The organism is Marisediminicola sp. LYQ134, from assembly GCF_046599635.1.
GTDB lineage: Bacteria > Actinomycetota > Actinomycetes > Actinomycetales > Microbacteriaceae > Marisediminicola.
In genome coordinates this window covers 406,548-427,102 of record NZ_JBKIWP010000002.1, presented here as the reverse complement: position 1 = coordinate 427,102, position 20,555 = coordinate 406,548, and the positions used below count along the sequence as shown (strand labels likewise).

The window sequence follows — 20,555 nt, the reverse complement described above, 5'->3', positions numbered from 1 at the left end:
TTCGATCAATTGGATATCTACAGTATCCAGTATTGGGTAGCGGTAGTATCTAATGCAAGCGGAAAGGCGATGGATGCGTATCTCAGAACTCTCGGCGGCGAGCGGCGTCTCTATCCCGACACTCAAGTTCTACTTGCGGGAGGGCATGCTCGAGCGAGGCGACGTGACCTCGCCGACCCGGGCCGACTACGGCTCAGAGCATCTCGAGCGGGTCGCGCTGATCGGCGCACTGACCTCCGTGCGGGGGTTGCCGATCGCCAGAGTGCAGCAGATCCTCGCGATCGTCGATGGCGCACACGACGACCCGGTCGACGCCATGGGCCGTGCGGTCGCCGCCCTGCCGCCCTACGACAACGAGTCGCAATCGGATGACGTCTCCGACGCGCTCGACGCTACCGCTGCCGAGTTTCCCCGAGCCCAGCATGCGGCCCGCGCACTGGGCTTCGCTTTCGACCCCGCGTATCCGGCGACCCGCCAACTCGAGGCGGCACTCGAGGGGCTCGACAACGCGGGCCTGCCATGGAATCCCGACGTCGCGCGGCGATACCGTGACGCGCTCGTCCCCCTGGCTGAAGAGGAGCTCGCGCCGATGAACACCATGACGCCTCACGAATCAGTGAGCTACGCCGTTCTCGGCACGGCGCTATACGAGCCGGTCATTCTCGCCATCCGGCGGCTGGCCCACCGAGATCGGGTCGTCGACCACCCGACAGGCCAGGCCTGACTCGGGTTTACTGATCCGACCGGAGACCGACCGGAACCGCGATGTCGTCGAGTCTAGGAAGCGAGAGCGGGGACGAGCGTGCGCGCGGCGCGGGCCTCGACGCGTCGCTTGAGCGCCTGGTTGAACGCGGCGTATCCGCCCTCGTTGTGGTTCTTGGCGAAGAAGCCCTCGAACGGCCGCGTGAGCGACCCCGAGAAGGTCTCGGTGTTGTGCAGGCGAGTCGAGCCGCCAGCCAGGCGCTCGAGGGTGAAGTTGTGCTCGCCGAGAAACAGGCCCGCCGTGAGGATCTTCGCCGACCACTGCAGTTCGCGGCCCGCGGTCACCGCCGTGACGGTCGAGGAGAACCAGAAACCGGGCATGCGCATCTTCAGCGCCGAACCGAGCTCGGGCTCACCGTCGATACGCGAGAAGTTGCTCCACTCGCCGTACCCGGAGAAGTCGGAGAGCACCTCCCAGACCTCCTCGGGGGTAGCTGCGATGTCGATCGTGGTGGCGAGGACGATGCTCATGGTCGTATCCGTTCGATGGGTGAAGCGGAGGAGATGGAGTGCACTCGGTGAGTACGAAGCTAGTCTGCATCGCCAATTAGCTAATGTCAATAGCTTTGCGAATCGACGGACTAGCCGCCAGCACTCGTCGCTCCGCGCGATGGCGGCTTCACGAAGATCGCGAGAACCGCAACCGCGATCGGGAGGGCAGACAGCACGACCGCGGGGAGTATGAAACTGCCACTGATGTCGACGCCGAGGGACAGGGCGATCGGCCCCACCGCGGTGGAGGCGAGGTTTATCGCCGTGGCGACCCCTCGGATCGTGCCGATGTGAGCTGTGCCGTAGTACCGCACGTAGGCAGCGGCCTCCATCCCGCGCAAGCTTCCTCCCGCCGCACCCAGCACGAGGCCGTAGAGCAGCGCCGTCGCGCCAGGGGCGACGACAGGCAGGAGCAACAACGAACCGGCGAGGGTGAGCATCGAGAAGATCACGAACAGCTTGGGGCTGATTCGATCGATGAAGACACCGACGAGAAGGGTCGCGGCGATACCCGTGGCGGTCTGTGGCAGGAAATTGGCTGCGGCCTCGAACGGGCTGAGTCCTTGCTCGCCGAGGATCGCGATCTGGTGGAACGCCAGTGCGGTACCGAGCATCCCCGACACCGCCAATGACGCGGCGATGACCCAGAACATGCCGGTGCGCATCGCCTCGCTCAAGGTCCACGACTCGCGCTGAATCACGATCTGCGCGGTGCTCGGATCTTCGAACTCGTGGGGGCGCCGGCTGCGGCCCGGCAGAATGAAAGCGAGAGGAATCACCACAGCGGCGACGACGAGTGCCTCCCAGCGCCAGGCCGAATGGATTCCGACGACGGAGATGAGCCGCTCCAAGCCGACCGGGGCGAGCGATATGCCGGCCGAACCGATGGCGCTCGTGACACCGAGAGCAAGTCCGCGGTGGCGGGAGATCGACCGAGCGACGGCCGTGGTTGCGGCGAGACTCAAGGCGCCCTGGCCGAGCATCCGCACCCCGACGAAGCCCCCGGTCAGCCCCCAGATGTCGCTCGCGAAACTGAGCGCGAGAAGCACACTCGCGAACACCACACCGATCGCGGCGGTGACCACTCGTGCGCCGAAGCGGTCGAGCGCCCGACCCACGAATGGCTGCGCCGCAGCCCCCACGATCGTGCCGGCGAAGTAGCTCGCTGAGATCTCCGTGCGCGAGATGCCGAGCTCCGAGATGAGCGGGTCGGTGAAGACCGACAGCCCCGCGGTCTGGCCCGGCGCCGTCATCACAGAGATGGCACCGGCCGCGGCGACCAGGAGAGCCCACGGCGCCCACCTCATCGAAGCGCGCCCACCCCTCTCGGCAGGTCCGGTGTCAGAGGTGACCACTGTTGTTGCGTCCTTCCCGTCGCGTCCCTCGGTGACCGAGGGGAGCGGGAGAGGATGTCGAGCTCCGCGCCATCATCGACCGTATCCCGGTACCCCGAGACGGATTACCCCTCGAGGGCGGCCGGCGACGTGCGCCGGCCGGCGCGCGTCGATGTCGGCGCGGTAGCCACTCTCGGTTGACGGGATTTGAGGGCCGGGGACAACCGGGGTCAGTGCCCGCCGCCGAGGTTGCCGACGAGGCGCGTGTGCAGTGAGGTGCTCGCCTCATTCATTCCGACGATCACGACGCGCTTGCCGAGGTGGTCGTACTTGGTCGTGATCGCGTCGAGCGCGGCCACCGTCGATGCATCCCAGATGTGCGACGCCGACACGTCGATGACGACACGCTCGGGGTCGTCGGTGTACTCGAACTGCGTCGTGAGGTCGTTGCTGGAGGCGAAGAACAGGGCTCCGTCGACCGTGTAGACGGCAGTCGGCACGGCCTCACCCTCGGGCACGGTGCGCGTGACCGTGACGAGGTGCGCGACCCGACGCGCGAACGCGACCATCGCGATGATCACCCCGATGACGACGCCGATCGCGAGGTTGTGAGTCACGACGATTGCGATGACCGTGGCGACCATGACGGTCGTCTCGCTCTTGGGCATCCGCTTGAGCGTCGAGAGACGGATGCTGTGCCAATCGAAGGTCAGCACCGAGACGATGATCATCACGGCGACCAACGCGGCCATCGGCACGACGGCGAGGAGATCACCGGTTCCGATCACCAACACCATGAGAAAGACCCCGGCGAGGAAGGTCGAGATGCGCGTGCGCGCCCCGGACGCTTTGACGTTGATCATCGTCTGGCCGATCAGAGCGCAGCCGCCCATTCCGCCGAAGAACCCCGAGACGATGTTCGCCGTCCCCTGCCCGAAGGCCTCCTGGGTCTTGCGCGAGTGGGTGTCGGTGATCTCGTCGACGAGCTTGGCCGCCATGAGGGACTCGAGGATGCCGACGAGCGCCATGCCGAGCGCATACGGCGCGATGATCGTGAACGTCTCGAGAGTGAGGGGCACGTTCGGGAAGAAGAGCGTCGGGAGGCTTCTGGGCAACTCTCCCTGATCACCGATCGTCGGAACCGTGATCGACACCGTGACGGTGATGACCGTGAGCACGACGATGGCCACGAGCGGCGCGGGAACGACCTTCGTGATGCGCGGCATCACGACCATGATGATGATCCCGAATGCGACGAGCGGGTAGACGAGGAACGGCACCCCGAGCAGCTGCGGCAGCTGCGAGGTGAAGATGAGGATCGCGAGCGCGTTGACGAAGCCGACCATGACGCTCCGCGGAATGAAGCGCATGAGCTTCGCGACTCCGGCCGCGGCGAGGATGAGCTGGAAGACTCCCGCGAGGATGACCGTCGCGATGAAGTACTCGAGGCCGTATTCGCGAGCCACAGGCGCGATGACGAGAGCGATCGCGCCCGTCGCGCCGGTGATCATCGCGGGCCGACCACCGATGAACGAGATGACGATCGCCATCACGAAGGTCGAGAACAAACCGACCCTCGGGTCGACGCCCGCGATGATCGAGAACGCGATCGCCTCGGGGATGAGCGCGAGGGCGACGACGAGGCCCGCGAGCACCTCCTTGATGAGGATGCGCGGGGTGCGGAGGGCAGTGAGAACCGACGGATCGGGTTTGTAGCGACTGGGCGGATCGGGCGTGGTGGTGAGGGCCATGGATATCTCCAGGTTGGGGCGCTCGAAGCGAGAAGCCGGGTGGGTGAATTGTGAAGCGCCCCATCGCGCATCCGATCCCGCACGAGAGCGGCGATCGGCGGGTTGTCGAATCGAGATCACTCCGCATCGACGTTCGCGACTCTACCCTAACGTAAGGGTAGAGTGTCAAGGGAAACGAGAGGAGGCACATGTCGACCGAAGCGTCCGAAATCATGACCATGCAGATCGGCGAGCTCGCAGAGAGAACGTCGATGTCGCTTCGCACAATCCGTCACTACGACGACGTCGGACTGTTGAAACCGTCCGGTCGATCCGAGGGCGGTTTCCGCCTCTACACGCAGCACGACCTGGAACAACTCCTGCTCATACGTCGCATGAAGCCCCTGGGCTTCACTCTCGATGAGATGGCCGAGCTCGTGCGCATCATCAGTGATCTGCACGGGGGCGCCCCCGGCTCCGACAGCCCAGAATTGCGTTCCGAGCTGAAGAATTTCATCCACCAGGTCACCGAGCGTCGCGCCAAGCTCGAGGACTATCTGGTGAGGGCAGACGAGTTGCTCGAGCTCCTGGTACACCAGTGAGCGAGTTGCACGAGACCGCGGTCGCGGAGCACTATCCCGCACCATTCGAAGCCCAGTAGCTGACGTCGCGCGTCTCGCCGCCGTTTCGCACTTGACGGTCTCGAGTGTGGTTGACGCCCACCGAGCCCCGTCCCGACACCGAAACAGCCGACCCCTCGTCACGATTCGACGACACAAAGGACTTCCGCATGAATACGAACGTTTCTCGCTGGACCGCCGCCCTACCGTCACTGAAGACGGGTCCCTCATTCTCAGTCGGCCAGCTCGCCGTGAAGCACCTCAGCGGCGTGCTGCGGTGGCTCAACGAACGCATCTTCTTTCCCATCCGCCGCCGATACCTCGTGAATCTCCTCACGCCCCGGCTGATCGGAAAGACATCGGTGCTCGACCTCGGGTCATCCGACGGAGGCCTGGCTGCGTCGATCCGCGACCGCCTCGCATCGGATGGACACATCGTCGAGTTCACTGGAGCCGATGTGCGCCGCCAGCCCGTCGTGCGCATCCCCACCGTCTCCTACCAGGGTGATCGCCTGCCGTTCGACGACGATTCGTTCGACAGCGTGCTGCTCATCGACGTTCTCCATCACACCGACGACCCCGAGGTCGTGCTCCGCGAGGCGGCTCGGGTTTCGCGAGGGTCGGTGATCGTGAAGGACCACTACTACGAGAACGAGGCGCAACACCGCCGCCTCCAGCGATCCGACTACATCGGAAACGCTCCCTACGGCATCCGGTTGCCCTACAACTACCTCTCGCTCGACTCCTGGACGCCGTTCCTCACCGTTCAGTGCGGGATGAGCATCAGGGCAAGTCATCGCTTTCGCTTCAACAAGCTCGATGACTGCCCGCACATCCTCTTCGAGCTGGGGATGGTCCGCAGCGCCCCCGCACGTCTCATTCGCTGAGGTTCGCCGACGCCCACGCGCCGAGCTGATCGAGGATCGGCACGAGCCCGCGACCACTCTCGGTGAGGGCGTACGACACCGTCACGGGAGGGCCGTTCTCGACCGTTCGCGCGACGAGCCCCACATGAGCGAGCTCGCCGAGCCGATCGGAGAGCACGGTGTCACTGATGCCACCGACCGATCGCCGCAGTGTCGCGAACGAAGCGCTCCCCGACCCGAGAGTGGCGATGATCATGCCGTTCCAGCGCTTGCCGAGAACGCTGAACGCGAGCGTGACCGAAGCATCGCAGAGGTGGATGCGTTCGTCGGATTCGGCCATCGCCCCAGTCTACCCGGTGCTACGCTGCACGTAGTCGCTACGGAAAACCTAGCGACTACGTAAAACGAAAGGGCTCTCATGTCACTGTTCCGCCTGGATGCCAGCATTCTGCCCGCGACTTCCGCCAGTCACGCACTCGCCGACATCGTCGAGGCGGAGTGGACGACAGCGCACCCAGACTCGGTCGTCACCCGCCGCGACGTCGCCCGCGATCCCGTGCCGGCCACCGCGTGGGCCGACGCCGTCACCGGCGGTTTCGTCGACGAAACGCAGCGGTCTGAGTCGCAAGTGGCCGCGCGCGCCCTCGCGACATCCTTCGCCGACGAGCTCATCGGCGCCGAAGCACTGCTCTTTGCCGTGCCCCTCTACAACTACGGCGTCTCGCAGCACTTCAAGACCTGGTTCGACCTCGCCTACACGGATTCGCGCATCGACCCCACCGGCACCGCACTGCAGGGCAAGCCCGCGACCCTCGTCACCGTGCTCGGCGGCAACTACGCGCCCGGCACACCGAAAGAGGGGTGGGATCACTCGACCGCCTGGTTGCGCCGCGTGCTCGAAGACGTCTGGGGCCTCGACCTCCGCGTCGTTCAGCGACCGTTCACGCTCGTCGGCGTGAACCCCGCGCTCGATGCCTTCGCCGACATCGCGCGCGAGCTGAAAGAGTCGGCCGAGGATGCAGCGCGCACCCACGGTCGCGACGTGGCCGCGTCGCGCGGCAGCGCCGCCTGAGCGGGTCTCGCGCGGGGAGCCGCCGTCTCGCGCAAGGCTCGGCTCCCCTACACTGATCCGACGCCGCAGCGTCGCGATCTCGACCCCGGGTCGCTCCCCTCCGATGACGCGAACTCCCATGACCTCACAGCCTCCCCACGATCGCCAGCCCGGCGCGGAGATCCGCCGCGCCCGCGTCGCTGTCGCGCTGCTCTTCTTGACCAACGGCGCGCTCTTCGCGAACTTCTTGCCGCGGTACCCCGAGGTCATGCGCAACCTCGACCTCACCAACACCGCGTTCGGGCTCGCCGTCGCCGCTTTTCCTCTCGGCGCGCTCGTGGCCGGCCTGAGCGCCGGATACCTCGTGGGCCGGTTCCGGTCGTCGAGGGTCGCGGTCGCATCCACCCTGGTCACGGCGGTCGGCATCCTCCTCGCCGGGTCGGGGTCGGCGTGGATCACGCTCGCCCTCGGCATGGCCCTCGCCGGCGCCATGGATTCGATCACGGATGTCGCGCAGAACTCCCACGGACTGCGCGTGCAGCGGCTCTTCCGCCGCTCGATCCTCAACTCCTTCCACGCCATCTGGAGTGTCGGCGCCGTGCTGGGCGGCGTGCTCGGAGCGGGAGCCGCCCAAGTGGGCATCCCCATCCCCCTGCACCTCGCGATCTCCGGGGTGATCTTCGGCGGCATCGCGGTGGTCGCCTACCGCTTTCTCCTGCCCGGCCCCGAACCCGCGGATGTCGCGACCGAGGCCCCCGCGACGGCAGCATCCGACTCCCCCTCGGCAACCTCCCCCGCAGCAACCTCCCCCGCGGCCACTCCGCGACGCCGCGCCGGGATGCTCAAATACGCGATCCTCGCCGCGCTCGTCGTCATCGCGTCTGCCGGGGCGATCGTCGAAGACTCGGGCGCCTCGTGGTCGGCGATCTACCTGTCGGGGTCGCTCGGCGCGTCGGCGTTCGTCGCGGGGATCGGTTTCGTCGCTCTGCAGGGCATGCAGTTCGTTGGGCGCATCTTCGGCGACCGCCTCGTCGACCGGTTCGGTCAGCGCGCGGTCGCGCGAACGGGAGGCGTCACGGTGCTCGTCGGCATGGGGCTCGCCCTCGGGTTTCCGTCGACCGTCGGCACGATCGTGGGTTTCGGTCTCGCCGGGCTCGGTGTCGCGACCCTCATCCCCGCCGCGATGCAGGCCGCAGACGAGCTCGACGGTTTCCGCCCCGGCACGGCCCTGACCCTCGTGAGCTGGCTGCTCCGTGTCGGCTTCCTCATCTCGCCCCCGATCGTCGGCGCGATCGCCGACGCCGGGTCGCTGCGCCTCGGTCTCATGATCGTGCCGCTCGTCGGCTTGCTCGTCGTGATCTTCGCGCGGGTTCTGCCGCCGAGTGACGCCGTCGCTGAACGCAGACGTGGCAAACTGACCTGACGAAACGGTTCTCGTCTGGGGCTGAATCGAAGCTGCCGCTGCGGCGATCGACCCGGGAGGGAGCAGGTCATGGGCTCGACCATGCACGACGTGGCACGCATCGCAGGCGTCTCGGTGAAGACGGTCTCCAATGTGATCAACCACCACCCTCACGTGCGCACCTTCACGCGCGACCGAGTGCTCGCCGCGATCGACCAGCTCGACTATCGCCCCAACCTGTCTGCTCGCGGCCTCCGGTCCGGTCGCACGGGCATCATCGGGCTCGCCCTTCCGGCACTCAAGGAGAACTACTTCGCCGAACTCGCCGACGCCGTCATCCGAGCGGCCGAACGCCGCGGGCTCGGCGTCGTCGTGGAGCAGACGAGCGGCGACCGCAACAGCGAGCTGCTCGCGGTGTCGGGGGCGGCTCGCCCGAGCTTTCTCGACGGCCTGCTCTTCAGCCCCATCAGTCTCGGCCAGAGCGACGTCGACGCCCTCGAGACCCCGCTGCCGATCGTGCTGCTCGGGGAGCGCATATTCAACGGGCCGACCGACCACGTGGCGATGCACAACACGAGCGCCGCGCATGCGGCCGTGAAGCACCTCCTCGACATCGGACGCACGCGCATCGCCCTCATCGGCGCCGGCGACCCCGACAGCACCGAGGCCGGCTCGGCGAGCCTGCGAGTGCGCGGGTACCGCCAGGCGCTCGAACACGCAGGGCTTCCCTACGACACCGAGCTGGTGCGCCGAGCCTCACACTGGAATCGCGCGACCGGGGCCGAGGCCGCGCAGGGGCTGCTCGACGACCGCGTGCGTTTCGACGCCGTGTTCGCCCTCAACGACACCCTCGGCCTCGGGGCCCTCCGCGCGCTCGGTGCGGCGGGAGTCGACATGCCCTCGGATGTCGCGCTCATCGGGTTCGACAACATCGACGAGTCGCGATACTCGGTGCCCTCGATGTCGACGGTCGACCCGGGTCGCGACGAGATCGCCCAGACCGCCGTCGACCTGCTCATCGAGCGCATCGGCGAGAAGGAGACCTCCGTGCCGCCGCGCACGATCAAACCCGAGTTCCGGATCGTGCGGCGCGAATCGACGGGGTTCGTCGACGCGACGGACTGATGCGGTCGAGCGGGGCGTAATCGACCGTGCCGCGCACGGCCCGCCACGCACAGCCCGCCGTCACCGCCGGGTCGGCGACACGGCGGGGCGCTCGGTGGTCGCCGGCGGGTCGCCCGAAACGGCGGCATCGTCGTCTGCAGGTGACTCGCCGTCACCCGGCGACTCCGCGGCAGCGGGTGACTCCGCAGCCGCCGACGCCGTGGCTGCTGCCACAGCGGCGTCGATCCGCTGTTGCACGCGGTCGCGCGACCCGCGCCGCACCCGCACGATGACGACCACCGCTCCGACGACGAGCACGATGAGCGCGAGTTGCGACCACGGGATCGTCCAGACCGTGAACGACGTGAGGGAGTCGGCGAGCGGTTCGGTGACCTCGTCTTGACCGACGGCGATGGGGGTCGCCGCGACGCTTCCCCACATGAACACGGTCGGCCACACGCTCACACGCTGGGAGGCGGTAGCGCTCGTTCCCGGGAGGATCTCCCGCACCTCGGTGGATGTGGTCGCACCGGCGAGACCCGCGGGCCCCGCCAACGCCGCTTCGGCGTTCGCACCCAGACGGATGTTGCCGTCGTTCGCGAGGGCGTAGTCGATGGTCACGTGACCGGGGGCGAACGGGTTCCACGACGGCTCGTAGGTCGCCGAGACCGCCTGCGGTTCGAGGCTCGGCGCGATGTCGCCGGCCACGCGCACGTGCGCGCGAACGCCGACTCTTGAGGCGATCTGCACACTCGAGTCGTCGCCGGGCACGAACTCGGCGACGATGCCGGCCGGGTGGTCACCCGGGGTGGCATTCTCGGGAGCACCCACCGTCACCGAGACGGCCCGGGATGACGCGGCCGGCACCTCGACGACGGTGCGGCCGCTCTCATCCGCCTTCGCACCCCGGACCTCGAGCTCGATCCAGGTGCCACTGTCGACAGCGGCGTCACCCGACACGACCGTGAAGTTGCCGTCGTCACCGATGGCGCCGTCGCTCGCGAAGAGCGCGAACGACGCGGCTCGGTCGCCGAAATTGGTGAGAACGAGACCGTCGGTCACCGCGGCACCGGGGTCGATGGTGTGGCGCAGCGACACGCGCCCGTCGGCCTCAGCCCCCTCGGCGGGGCGGAGCGCCCACGTGGTCTGTTCGACGGCTGACGCGGCGGCGGGCGGCGCAGCGGCCCATGCCGCCGTCGGGCCGAGAGAGAGGGTGCCGCAGAGAAGGAAGGCGCCGGTCACGACGAGAGCTCGCGCGGCACGGCGGGGGGAGATGTGATTCATGATCCTCGAGAGAGTGACTGAAGCGCGGTCGGCCGGAGGTGTCTCCGACTGACCGCGCTCGTTCGAGTTCCCGCCTAGTCGACGGGGAACAGGGAGATGGTCAACAGCCCGGTGTAGGTGCCGGGCTGGGTTCCGACCGGAACCTCCAGCTCGAGCTCCGCCCCGAGAACTGCCGACCCGAATCGACCCTCGGCATCTGCCGAGGCGAGCGTTCCGGGCGTTTCGAGCCCCGGACCACCGTCGAGCACCGTGTCGACCGGCGACCCGGCGACGAGACCCGGTCGCGGCGTGAGCACGTCGGGCGTCCACCCGAAGTGATCGGCCGTGAGCGTCTGCCCCGTCGAGGTGAACGAGTCGGCGTGACCCGACACAGCCCACCCGCCGACTCCCGCCTGCTGAGCCGTGCGCGAATCAGACACGGTCACCTCGGGCAGCTGTCCGGTCATCCGAAGACGGTCTCCCGCGTTCTCCGGCTCCGACAGCGCGACGCCGTCACCGTAGTCCGCGATCGTCATGGCGAGAACGCCGTTCTCGGCCTCAGGAATCTCGGCCTCGATCGGGATGCCCTCGCTCGTGTCTCCCTTGAACAACCGGGGAAGGAAGTCGATGAGCGACTTCTGCCACACGTCCCAGCTGTGCGGACCCGGGATGATCGGAGCGAACTCGTGATCGATCCCCCGATCCTCGAGAGCGGCGATGAGGCTGAGCGTGTTCTGGTAGGTGAAGTCCTGAATGTCACCCGTGTAGATGCGCATGAGCTCGGTGCCCTCGTTGATGGCCTCGATGTCGGCGCCGGCCGGCGGTGCGCCGAAAGCCGACATCGCCCCGATGTAGCCGAACTCTCCCGGGTGAGCCCACAGCGTGCTCAGGGTGTGACCCGAGCCCATCGAGAGTCCCGCGAGAGCGCGCTGCTTCGGGTCGGAGCTGACGTTGTACTGCGTCTCGGCTGCCGGAACGATCCGCGTGAGCAGTTCGTTCGGGAAGTCGACCCCGTTGCCGTTGCCCATCACCACGACCATGGGAAGGATGTTTCCCTTGAGGTAGTGATTGTCGAGGATCTGGGCTGCTCGCCCGACCTCCACCCAGTCGGTCCACGTCTGTCCGCCACCGTGCTGGAGGTAGAAGACGGGGTAGGCCTCGGCGCGATCCGCGTCGTAGCCCGGAGGCGTCCAGACGTAGGCCGACCGCTCCTGCTCGTTCGCGGTGCTCGTGTAGGGCAGGACCTCGACCGCGCCCCTTGACTCGGGAGCGACGTCGCCGGCGTACTCCCCGCGGATGCCGTCGCCGGCCACGAAGAACGTGCTCCAGTTGGGCTCCGAGAGAACCGACGTCGGATTGCCGGTGTCTTTGTGATCGACACCCTCGACGACGAACTTGTAGTAGTACGAACCACCCTCGAACGGCACGGTGAGGCGCCAACGACCGTCGGACTGCTTCGTCATCGGGATTCGCGGCCAGCTGCCCGCCGGGCCGAAGTTGCCCCACACCGTGACGTGGTTGGCGTCGGCGAACTCGGTGCCGGTCTCGAACGTGACGACACCGTTCTCGTCGATCCAGGGGGTCGGTGCCGTGCCCGGAGCGGGGAGCGAGTGGCTCTCGAGAGGCAAGTGCCCCTCGCTCGGCCCGGTGTCGGACGGCGAGGCGAACACGCGCGACGCGAAGTCGTGCAGGCTCTTCTGCCAGGTGTCCCACGTTCCCCCGGTCTCAGGGTCCGATCCGTCGGACTGGAACTCCACTCCCGCGGCCGTGAACTTGTTCGCGAGCGCGACGGTCCGGTTGTAGGCCGGGTCTGTCACGTTGCCCGTGTAGACGCGCACGAGGTCGGTCGCCTCGTTGATCTGCGCCGCCTTCGTGGCGTTGACCGTGCTCACGAGGCTGCCCGAGAACGAGCCGACCTTCGAGAACTCGCCCGTGTCGGTGAGCAGGAGGTTGAGCGCCTGGCTGGCACCGCGACCGATTCCGGCGATCGCCTGATTCGACGGGTCGTCGGAGATATTGAACTCGGCGCGGGCCGACGGGAGGATGTTGTCGAGCACTTCGGCGCGGGCATCCGCCGTGTCTCCATCCCCCATCACCACGACCATGGGTTCGAGGTCGCCTTCGACCGCGAGGTTGTCGAGGATCTGAGCGGCCCGACCCAGCTCTGTCCACTCGCTGTAGCTCTGGCCCGCGTCGGGCAGGAGGTACAGCACGGGGTAGGGTTCAGCGCGGTCGGCGTCGTAGCTCGGCGGTGTCCACACGAGGGCGGAGCGTTCCTCTTCGGCGACGGTGCTGTCGTAGGTCAGCGTCTCGAGCTGCCCTCCCGCGGGCACGTCGGCGAGCCATTCGGCGCCGGGGCCCGGAACGAACAGCGTGTTCCACGCGGGCTTCGACGTGACCCCCTGGGGGCTGTCGGGGTTGCGGAACCCCACGGCGTCTTGGTTCCAGGCCGGTCGCGCCGAGTACTGGTAGTAGTACAGGCCCGGATCGAGCGGGCCGATCGTCGACGACCAGTTGCCGCCGCTCGCTCCCATATTGAGGGTCGACCAGGTCTTGCCCGGGCCGAAGTTGCCTTCGACCGCGACGACGGCGGGGTCGACACCCGTCGCGGGCTGGATGGCGGCGTCGGGCACCGTGAACCGGTAGACGTCGGCCACGGGGTTCGGTGGAACCGAGATCCACGGGTCGGTGCCTGCGGCGACGGCGTTCTGCGCCGCCAGGATCGAACCGGCACCGACGGCGGCGACGGTCACTGCCGCAAGCCACCTCCGCCCCGGTCTGCGTCGACGGACAGGCCGTCTTGACTGAGTTTCTTTCACCGTCTGTTTCCTCTCACTGTGCACGTCTCTGTGCATGAAGATTCGGCGTCAACGCGGGGGTGTGCTGGCGCCTAGTGGTGAACCGCGACGGTGCGACTTCGGGGGGCCGATTTACAACGTCGTAAATCCATCTCACGGACAGGATGGGTGACGCAGACGGCACCTGTCAAGACGCAGTTTCGGCGAACGCCTCGGCAGGGTCGACGGCGGGCCTCCGAGAAAACGAGCGGCAGTCAGTCGAATTCGACGATCGCGTAGGGCCCGAGCTGGGAGATCTCGACCCGCACACGGCCCGCAATCGTGCGCACGGGAACGACCTCGCTCGCGCGCCCCGGATGATGCACCGTGGCACCGCGCACCTCGAAGGGCACGTCGATGTCGACGCTCACTAGATCGGCCACGACCGTTCGCTCGACCCCCTCGTCGTAGTCGTAATTCACCACGTGGAGAGCGCCCGCCGCTCCCCCCGAGCACTGGATGCTCACGGCGCCGCGCACGAGGCCCGTAGCGACCACTTGCGAGCCCTCCGGCACGAGCGCATCCGCACTCGTCGAGTCGGCGACGGTCGTGCGCGCGTGCTCGCGGATGGGCGTCACGTCGACGCCACTCTGGCCGCCGAACTCCCCCTGGCCACCGAGCTCCCCGAAGAGAGTGACGGAGCCGCCGCCGTCGAGATAGCCCACGATCGCCGCGACCTGTCGGCTCGTGAGCGACCCGCACCCGGGCAGCACGATGCGCGAGTATCGCGCGAGGGCCCCGGCGGTCGCGTCGTCGTCGCGATGCACCCCGTCGTGGAACATCACGACGTCGAGCGGGTGACGAGCGAGACCGAGGGAGTTCACCGCGCGCAAGAACGGGATCGCGCGCGGCGACGTCTCGCCGACGGCGGGGTAGACATCCTCCGCGCTCGAGTTGAGCATCTGGTACGTCGTCTCGAGAAAGTTGCTGTCGGTGCTGTAGACGACTCCGAGGGCGTTGTGCGTCTCGGGCGAGAACAACCGCTCGTTGTCGGCGAGGAAGTTCTGGATCTCGAGCGTCTCGTCGTGCGGCGCCCAGACGGCGTCTTCGATCTTCGACCCCATCCACGCGCCGTAGGGCACCGACATCGTGACCCCGAGGGCCGCGGCCTCGTACATCATGACGCGGTAGCGGTCGATCGCAGCGCCCCGGTTGAGCTTCGCGAGAAGCTCGGGCATGACTCCGCCGTAGGGGTTGGTCGACACGCACACCGGTTTGCCCCCACCGAACCCCGCGATGTACCGCATCCACCCCGGCTGCTCGTAGAGCGTGTGACGCTGCTCGGGCACGAGAACGTCGACCATCGCCGCGAGAGGGTCGTGCCACGGCGCCCCGTCGAAGAGGTTCGACGACACGAGCACCGTGCGCCCGACACTCGCGGCGTATTCCCGCACATAGGAGGAGAGCTCGGCGAAGTTCGCCGCCTGGCGTCCCTGCAAGAACCTCACGTAGTGCCGGGCCATGACTTTCTCGTCGCCGTCGGCCTTGAGCCTCACGGTTTCGACGCCGCGCCCGAGGAGCCACCGACCGTAGTGGAATGCCACCGGGTCGCCGACGCTCTCGGGCACCTGTCCCGGAGCGAGACCGGCGAGGTAGTCGCGAAACCCCGCGACGTTGTCGTAGCTGAAGGAGCCGCCATAGCCGAGCGCGCCGAGCGGACTGTCGGGCTCGTCGAACTGGATGCCGTCGACGCCCGCGTCGATCTGGATGCGCACGATGGCTTTGAGATATTCGCGCCAGACCGGGTTGTTGAGGTCCATGAAGTGGCACTCGTGCTCACGACCGGGCACCTCGAGCCAGCCCGCGTGATGCGGAACCCCGTGGATGTCTTGCGAACAGCACTCCTCGAACAGATCGGTCACCGTCTCGCCGCGCGAATTGACGAGGCCGTCGGGAAAGTACTTCTCGAACGGTGCCCAGAGCTTCGGATACCGATTCTGCGTGAACTCGCGGAGGCCGAGCCACCCGCGCTTTCCGACGCCGCGGAGCTCGTTCATCGCGAGGATCTCCGACTCATCGTCGGAGAGCTCGACGGGAAACTCCCACCCCTGGGTCGAGAAGATGACGCCGAACGCCTTCACCCCGCGCTGGCGGAGTTCGTCGGCGAACTCGGAGTCCTTGAGAAACCCGTATTGCCGGAGTCTGGCCGGAACCGGAGCGTGCGCTTCGTCGTCGAGATAGGGAAGGGAGATCGAGCCGCCGCCGAGAGAGGGCCACGTGGTGATCGTCGCTCGGTAGTCGGCGAAGTCCTTCGCCATCTTGAGCCGCCGCGGCGGAAGGCTCGGGTGGTAGTTGTGGCCGCGAGCGAACCACCCCTGCGCGTAGATTCCTCGCTCCATCGGCATCGTCGCCCCCTAAGGTAATCGTTGTAATACTACGCGTGACAGGGAGACGAGCGACGGAGCTCGTCGGAGGGAGTTTCATGACCCGCACCACTCGAGACCTCGTCGAACGGGAACTGCGTGAGAGCGCGGGCATCCTCCGGCTCGAGCCCGCCTGGGTCGCACGCGACTGGCTCCCGCCCGGCCGCCGGCTCGGCCTGCCCGCAGACGCCTACGACGTCGGGGTTCGCGGTTTCATCTGCGAGCGCTGGCTCGCCTCGACGACGAGAGCCGACAACGCCGTCGGCCCCGACGACGAGGGGATCAGCACGATCCGCACGGCAGCGGGAGCACGGATCAGCCTCGCCGACGCGGTCGCCGCGGCACCCGACCTGCTCATGGGCGCCGCGTACGCCGAGACCCACGCGGGCCTCGGGCGGCTCGCCAAGATCTTCGACTTCGCCGAGCGAATCCCGCAGCACATCCACCCTCCCCTCGAGTTCGCCGCGCGTGCCGGCCGCAACTCCAAAGACGAGGCCTACTACTTTCCGTCGGGAGTCGACCTCGGCCCCCACCCCGAAACCTTCCTCGGCATCCACCCCTCCCTCGACCGCGATCGACTGTGGGATGAATTCACGGCGGTGCTCCGCGACTGGAACGACGACCGCATCCTGCGCTACTCCCCCGCCTACCTCCAGGTGCCCGAGGAGGGCTTCTTCATCCCGTCGGGAGTGCTCCACGCGCCGGGAACCGCGCTGACGATCGAGCTTCAGGAGGACTCCGACACGCTCGCGATGCTCCAAGCTCTCAACGCGGGCGCCATCATCGACAAGCACCTCCTCATGAAAGATGTGAGCGACGACGATCGGGCCTCCCACGGCGACACCGCACCCCTGCACTGGATCGACTGGCACGAGAACAGCGATCCCTACTTCTACGACAACCACCGCCTCGTTCCGCAGGTGTTCCGCGACGAGGGGGGCGCGACCGAGGCATGGATCTTCTACGGCTCCGACAAGTTCTGCGGCAAACGCCTCGTGATCGAGCCCGGCGCGAGCTACCGGAGCGCCGAGAAGGGCGTCTTCAGCGTGTTCGTCTGGTCGGGCACCGGAACCGTCGGCGGAGTCGAGGTCGTCGGCCTGAGCCACGACCGCGACGAGCTCCTCGTGTCGCACGATCGAGCGACGGACGACCTGCTCTACGTCAACACGGGCGACACCCCTCTCGTGATCCTCAAGATGTTCGGTCCCGACATCTGCTCCGACGCGCCGCTGCTCGCGCGACGCCGCTAGCCGAGCGAGACGGCAGTCCAGGAGACCGCCGGCAGCGTGATCGTGAGCACGCTGCCGGCGGTCGACGCCGACGGGTTCCGGGACGGGCGCACGCGATCCGGGTCCTCCCGGGTGTTGCGCGCGGAGATGTCGTCGTCTGCCATCGTCTGCGCGTCGAGCACCGTGGTCGTTCCGAGGGCGGCGAGGTCGATCGTCACGGTGATGTCGTCGGACTGCGACCGGTTGACGAGAAACACCGCGCTTCGCCCGGCATCGGCGTCGTGGGTCGCGACCGCGTCGACGAGCGCGACACTGCCGTGCTCGTCGGTCTCGTAGTGGTCGCTCTCGACGCGCACGTCGAGGGCGACCCCGTGCGCGAGAGCGGAGGTGAGCGCGAACGGGTAGAACGTCGTCTGCCGCCAGGCGGCCCCACCCGGCTCCGTCGTGATGGGCGCGATCACGTTGACGAGCATCGACATCGAGGCGGAGGTGACCCGGTCGGCGTGGCGCAGCAGCGAGATGAGCAGACCGCCCACCACGACGGCATCCGCGACCGAGTAGACGTCCTCCGCGAGCCTCGGTGTCTCGGGCCAATCGTTCCCTTCGATCTCGTCGGTGCGATAGAACCGGTCGGCCTGTCGGGGGAAGCTACGCAGGTTGTCTCCGAGATACCAGACGTTCCACTCGTCGAACGAGATGTTGAGCGTCTTGTCGCTGCGCTTGAGCGCCTTGACATAGTCGGCGGTCGCGATGACGGTGTCGAGGTAGCGATCCATCTTGACTCCGCACGCGAGGAACGACCCGAGGTCGCCGGCCTTCTCCTCGTAGTACCCGTGACACGAGATGTAGTCGACGTCGTCGTAGGTGTACTCGAGCACCGTGCGGTCCCACTCGGGAAAGGTCGCCATCGTCGGGTGCGACGACCCGGAAGCGACCAGTTCGACCTCGGGGTCGAGCTGACGCAGGGCTTTCGCCGTTCGGGACGCCTTCTTCGCGTAGTCGTCGGCCGGGGAGTGACCGAGCTGCCACGGGCCGTCCATCTCGTTGCCGAGGTACCACATCCTGATTCCGAAGGCGTCGGTGCGGCCGTTGGCGATGCGCTGCTCCGAGACCGTCGACCCCTTCTCGATGTTGGCGTACTCGAGCACCTCGAGGGCGTCGGCCGTGTCGGCCGTGCCGAGATTGACGGCATACATGAGCTCGCTTCCGACCTTCTCCGTCCAGCTCGCGAACTCGTGCAACCCGACCTGGTTCGTCTCGATCGACCGCCACGCGAGGTTCAACCGGCGCGGGCGCTGCTCTCGGGGTCCGATGCCGTCTTTCCACTGGAAGCCCGAGACGAAGTTGCCGCCCGGATACCGGATCGCCGAGACGCCCAACTCTCTGACGAGGTCGATGACATCGCGGCGGAAGCCCTCGTCGTCGGCCGTCGGATGGCCCGGCTCGTAGATGCCCGTGTACACCGCGCGCCCCATGTGCTCGATGAACGAGCCGAAGAGGCGGCGATTGATGGCGCCGACGACGAACTGCGGGTCGATGTTCACGCGAGCGTTGGTCATGGTCGCCTTCCGTCGTCGGGATGCTGGATCATTCGCATCACTCTCAGGCCGCTCTCGGTCACTTGAGGCTGCCGAGCGACAGCCCACCCTGCCAGTACCGCTGCAGGAGGAGGAAGGCGATGATGAGCGGAATCACCGACACGAGAGCGCCGCTCGTCACGAGGTTCCAGATGAGGCTCGCCGACGTCGCCGAGTTCGACTGCACCTGCCAGTAGTTGAGACCGACGGTCACGGGGAGCAGGGTCTGGTCGGTGAGCATCGCGAGCGGGAGGAAGTAGTTGTTCCACCCGCCGACGATCGACAGCAGCAGCACCGTGACGATCGCGGGGCGCATGAGCGGCAGCGCGATCGTCACGAACGTGCGGATCTCACCGGAGCCGTCGACGCGCGCGGCGTCGAGCAGCTCGTCGGGGATCGCATCCTGAATGTAGACGCGCATGAGGTAGACGCCGAACGGGCTCAGGAGCGAGGGCAGGATGACCGCCCAGATCGTGTTCGTGAGACCCAGGTTGTTGAAGAGCACGTAGGTCGGGATGACGAGCGCCGTGAGCGGCACCATGACCGAGGCGAGGAGCGTGAGGAACGCGACCTGGCGCCCGCGGAAGCGGTATTTCGCGAAGGCGTATCCCGCGAGAACCGCGAGCACGGTCGCGCCGACACCCCCGGCGAATGCGTAGAGGAACGAGTTGCCCAACCACTGCACGTAGATGCCGTTGTTGTAGGTGAGCAGTTCGGCGATGTTGTCGAAGAGGGCGAAATCGTCGTCGAACCAGAGCGGACCGCCGGTGCCGGCGAAGAGACCGCTCGTGGTCTTGGTGCCGGCCACGATGAGCCACCACAGGGGCAGGATGAAGTAGAGCGCCGCGATGGCCAGGAGCAGGTGCATCCCGACGGCTTTCTTCGGTTTGGGCTGCGAGCTCGCGCGCTTCTTGCGTGGTCGGGACTCGGTGATGGCTTCGTCGACGAGGGGGGCGGGTGAGGTGGTCATTATCGAAGTCCGCTCTTCTTGCGAGTGGCGATCAGGAAGATGATCGAGGCGAGGAACACCATGAGTCCGAGCGCGAACGAGATCGCCGACGCGTAGTTGAACTGCTGGTAGGAGAACGCCAGGTTGTAGGCGTAGAGGTTCGGCGTGTACGAGGCGTCGATGGCGTTGCCCGCGAGCGGAGCGAGCACCTGGGGTTCGGTGAAGAACTGCAGCGTGCCGATGAGCGAGAACACGATGGTGAGAACGAGCGAGGACGCCACGATCGGCACCTTGATCTGCCGGGCGATCTGCCACTTCGACGCGCCGTCCATGCGGGCGGCCTCGTAGAGGGTGGGATCGATGGACTGCAGCGACGCGTAGATGATGATCATGTAGTAGCCGGTCCACTGCCACGTGACGATGTTGGTGAGCGACCCGAAGATCGTGTCTCGACTGAGCAGGTCGGGAGCGGGGAGGCTCAGCATCTCGAAGAACCCGACGAGGGGGCCGAACGAGGGGCTGTAGAGGAAGCCCCACATGAGGGCGCCGATGACGCCGGGGATGGCGTACGGCACGAAGATCATGAGCCTCGTGAACGAGGAGAAGCGCGTGCGCACGTCGTCGAGGATGAGGGCGAAGATGAGCGCGAGGCCGATCTGGATGGGAACGAACACGACGGCGAAGGCCGCGACTCTGCCCATGCCCGAGAGGAAGCGTTCGTCGTTGAAGGCCCTCACGTAGTTCGTCAGTCCTGCGAACTGTTCGCCACCCGCGAGGGTGTTGGTGTGGAGGCTCATCCAGAACGCGTACGCGAGGGGGAGCACGAGGAAGACGAGGAAGACGGCGGCGAACGGGGCGAGGAACAACCACCCGAATCGGGCGTTCTTCTGGTTGAGGCTCGCGCCCTTCTTCTTGCTCTTATCGGGTGAACGCGGGGGTGCGTCGAGCTGCGTGGTGGTCATGGATCACTTCCTTG

Annotated in this window: 17 protein-coding genes; 7 read left to right on the top strand and 10 right to left on the bottom strand. The window is 67.0% G+C overall.

Features of this window, described 5'->3' with window-relative positions; translation table 11 throughout:
* Positions 1-73: 73 nt before the first annotated feature.
* Positions 74-724: a MerR family transcriptional regulator gene (locus ACLHIH_RS10545; RefSeq protein ID WP_411316757.1), complete on the top strand. Its 651-nt coding sequence runs from the start codon at positions 74-76 to the stop codon at positions 722-724.
* Positions 725-777: 53 nt separating this feature from the next.
* Here ACLHIH_RS10545 and ACLHIH_RS10540 read toward each other — a convergent pair whose 3' ends face one another.
* From ACLHIH_RS10540 to ACLHIH_RS10530, 3 genes are all read right to left on the bottom strand, one after another.
* Positions 778-1,233, bottom strand: a complete 456-nt coding sequence (locus tag ACLHIH_RS10540; RefSeq protein WP_411316755.1) for an SRPBCC family protein — start codon at positions 1,231-1,233, stop codon at positions 778-780.
* Between the two features lie 110 nt (positions 1,234-1,343).
* The gene (locus ACLHIH_RS10535) at positions 1,344-2,561 is read right to left on the bottom strand and encodes an MFS transporter (protein WP_411316754.1); all 1,218 of its coding nucleotides are present in this window, start codon (positions 2,559-2,561) and stop codon (positions 1,344-1,346) included.
* A gap of 257 nt (positions 2,562-2,818) precedes the next feature.
* Positions 2,819-4,339, bottom strand: a complete 1,521-nt coding sequence (locus ACLHIH_RS10530) for a SulP family inorganic anion transporter (protein WP_411316753.1) — start codon at positions 4,337-4,339, stop codon at positions 2,819-2,821.
* A gap of 251 nt (positions 4,340-4,590) precedes the next feature.
* Here ACLHIH_RS10530 and ACLHIH_RS10525 point away from each other — a divergent pair, with 251 nt between their 5' ends.
* Both ACLHIH_RS10525 and ACLHIH_RS10520 read left to right on the top strand, forming a co-directional pair.
* Complete coding sequence (locus ACLHIH_RS10525) at positions 4,591-4,920, top strand: MerR family transcriptional regulator (RefSeq protein ID WP_411316752.1); 330 nt, start codon at positions 4,591-4,593, stop codon at positions 4,918-4,920.
* Positions 4,921-5,108: 188 nt separating this feature from the next.
* Entirely contained in the window at positions 5,109-5,825 is a 717-nt protein-coding gene (locus tag ACLHIH_RS10520) for a class I SAM-dependent methyltransferase (protein WP_411316751.1), read from the top strand.
* Here the strand turns inward: ACLHIH_RS10520 and ACLHIH_RS10515 are convergent.
* On the bottom strand, positions 5,815-6,144 hold the full coding sequence (locus ACLHIH_RS10515) for a winged helix-turn-helix transcriptional regulator (protein WP_411316749.1): 330 nt from the start codon (positions 6,142-6,144) through the stop codon (positions 5,815-5,817). The two genes, ACLHIH_RS10520 and ACLHIH_RS10515, sit on opposite strands and share 11 nt — an antisense overlap.
* Before the next feature lie 78 nt (positions 6,145-6,222).
* Here ACLHIH_RS10515 and ACLHIH_RS10510 point away from each other — a divergent pair, with 78 nt between their 5' ends.
* The 3 genes from ACLHIH_RS10510 (at position 6,223) to ACLHIH_RS10500 (ending at position 9,382) form a co-directional block, all read left to right on the top strand.
* Positions 6,223-6,876: an FMN-dependent NADH-azoreductase gene (locus ACLHIH_RS10510; protein ID WP_411316748.1), complete on the top strand. Its 654-nt coding sequence runs from the start codon at positions 6,223-6,225 to the stop codon at positions 6,874-6,876.
* A gap of 118 nt (positions 6,877-6,994) precedes the next feature.
* Positions 6,995-8,278 (top strand): MFS transporter, encoded by a 1,284-nt coding sequence (locus ACLHIH_RS10505; protein WP_411316747.1) that lies wholly within the window; start codon positions 6,995-6,997, stop codon positions 8,276-8,278.
* A gap of 81 nt (positions 8,279-8,359) precedes the next feature.
* Positions 8,360-9,382: a LacI family DNA-binding transcriptional regulator gene (locus tag ACLHIH_RS10500; protein ID WP_411317286.1), complete on the top strand. Its 1,023-nt coding sequence runs from the start codon at positions 8,360-8,362 to the stop codon at positions 9,380-9,382.
* A 60-nt stretch (positions 9,383-9,442) separates the two neighbouring features.
* Here ACLHIH_RS10500 and ACLHIH_RS10495 read toward each other — a convergent pair whose 3' ends face one another.
* The 3 genes from ACLHIH_RS10495 to ACLHIH_RS10485 form a co-directional block, all read right to left on the bottom strand.
* Positions 9,443-10,645 (bottom strand): hypothetical protein, encoded by a 1,203-nt coding sequence (locus tag ACLHIH_RS10495; protein WP_411316746.1) that lies wholly within the window; start codon positions 10,643-10,645, stop codon positions 9,443-9,445.
* Between the two features lie 74 nt (positions 10,646-10,719).
* Positions 10,720-13,377, bottom strand: coding sequence for an alpha/beta hydrolase-fold protein (locus ACLHIH_RS10490; RefSeq protein ID WP_411316744.1), 2,658 nt, complete (start codon positions 13,375-13,377; stop codon positions 10,720-10,722).
* Positions 13,378-13,676: 299 nt separating this feature from the next.
* Complete coding sequence (locus ACLHIH_RS10485) at positions 13,677-15,806, bottom strand: hypothetical protein (RefSeq protein ID WP_411316742.1); 2,130 nt, start codon at positions 15,804-15,806, stop codon at positions 13,677-13,679.
* Between the two features lie 77 nt (positions 15,807-15,883).
* Here ACLHIH_RS10485 and ACLHIH_RS10480 point away from each other — a divergent pair, with 77 nt between their 5' ends.
* Positions 15,884-17,074: a hypothetical protein gene (locus ACLHIH_RS10480; RefSeq protein ID WP_411316741.1), complete on the top strand. Its 1,191-nt coding sequence runs from the start codon at positions 15,884-15,886 to the stop codon at positions 17,072-17,074.
* Here the strand turns inward: ACLHIH_RS10480 and ACLHIH_RS10475 are convergent.
* From ACLHIH_RS10475 to ACLHIH_RS10465, 3 genes are read right to left on the bottom strand one after another with little or no spacing between them, the layout of a single operon-like run.
* Entirely contained in the window at positions 17,071-18,612 is a 1,542-nt protein-coding gene (locus ACLHIH_RS10475; protein WP_411316740.1) for an alpha-N-arabinofuranosidase, read from the bottom strand. The genes ACLHIH_RS10480 and ACLHIH_RS10475 overlap by 4 nt on opposite strands.
* 58 nt (positions 18,613-18,670) lie before the next feature.
* Positions 18,671-19,600, bottom strand: coding sequence for a carbohydrate ABC transporter permease (locus ACLHIH_RS10470; protein WP_411316739.1), 930 nt, complete (start codon positions 19,598-19,600; stop codon positions 18,671-18,673).
* Entirely contained in the window at positions 19,600-20,541 is a 942-nt protein-coding gene (locus tag ACLHIH_RS10465) for a carbohydrate ABC transporter permease (RefSeq protein ID WP_411316738.1), read from the bottom strand. Before ACLHIH_RS10465 ends, ACLHIH_RS10470 begins: the two co-directional genes overlap by 1 nt.
* Positions 20,542-20,555 lie beyond the last annotated feature (14 nt).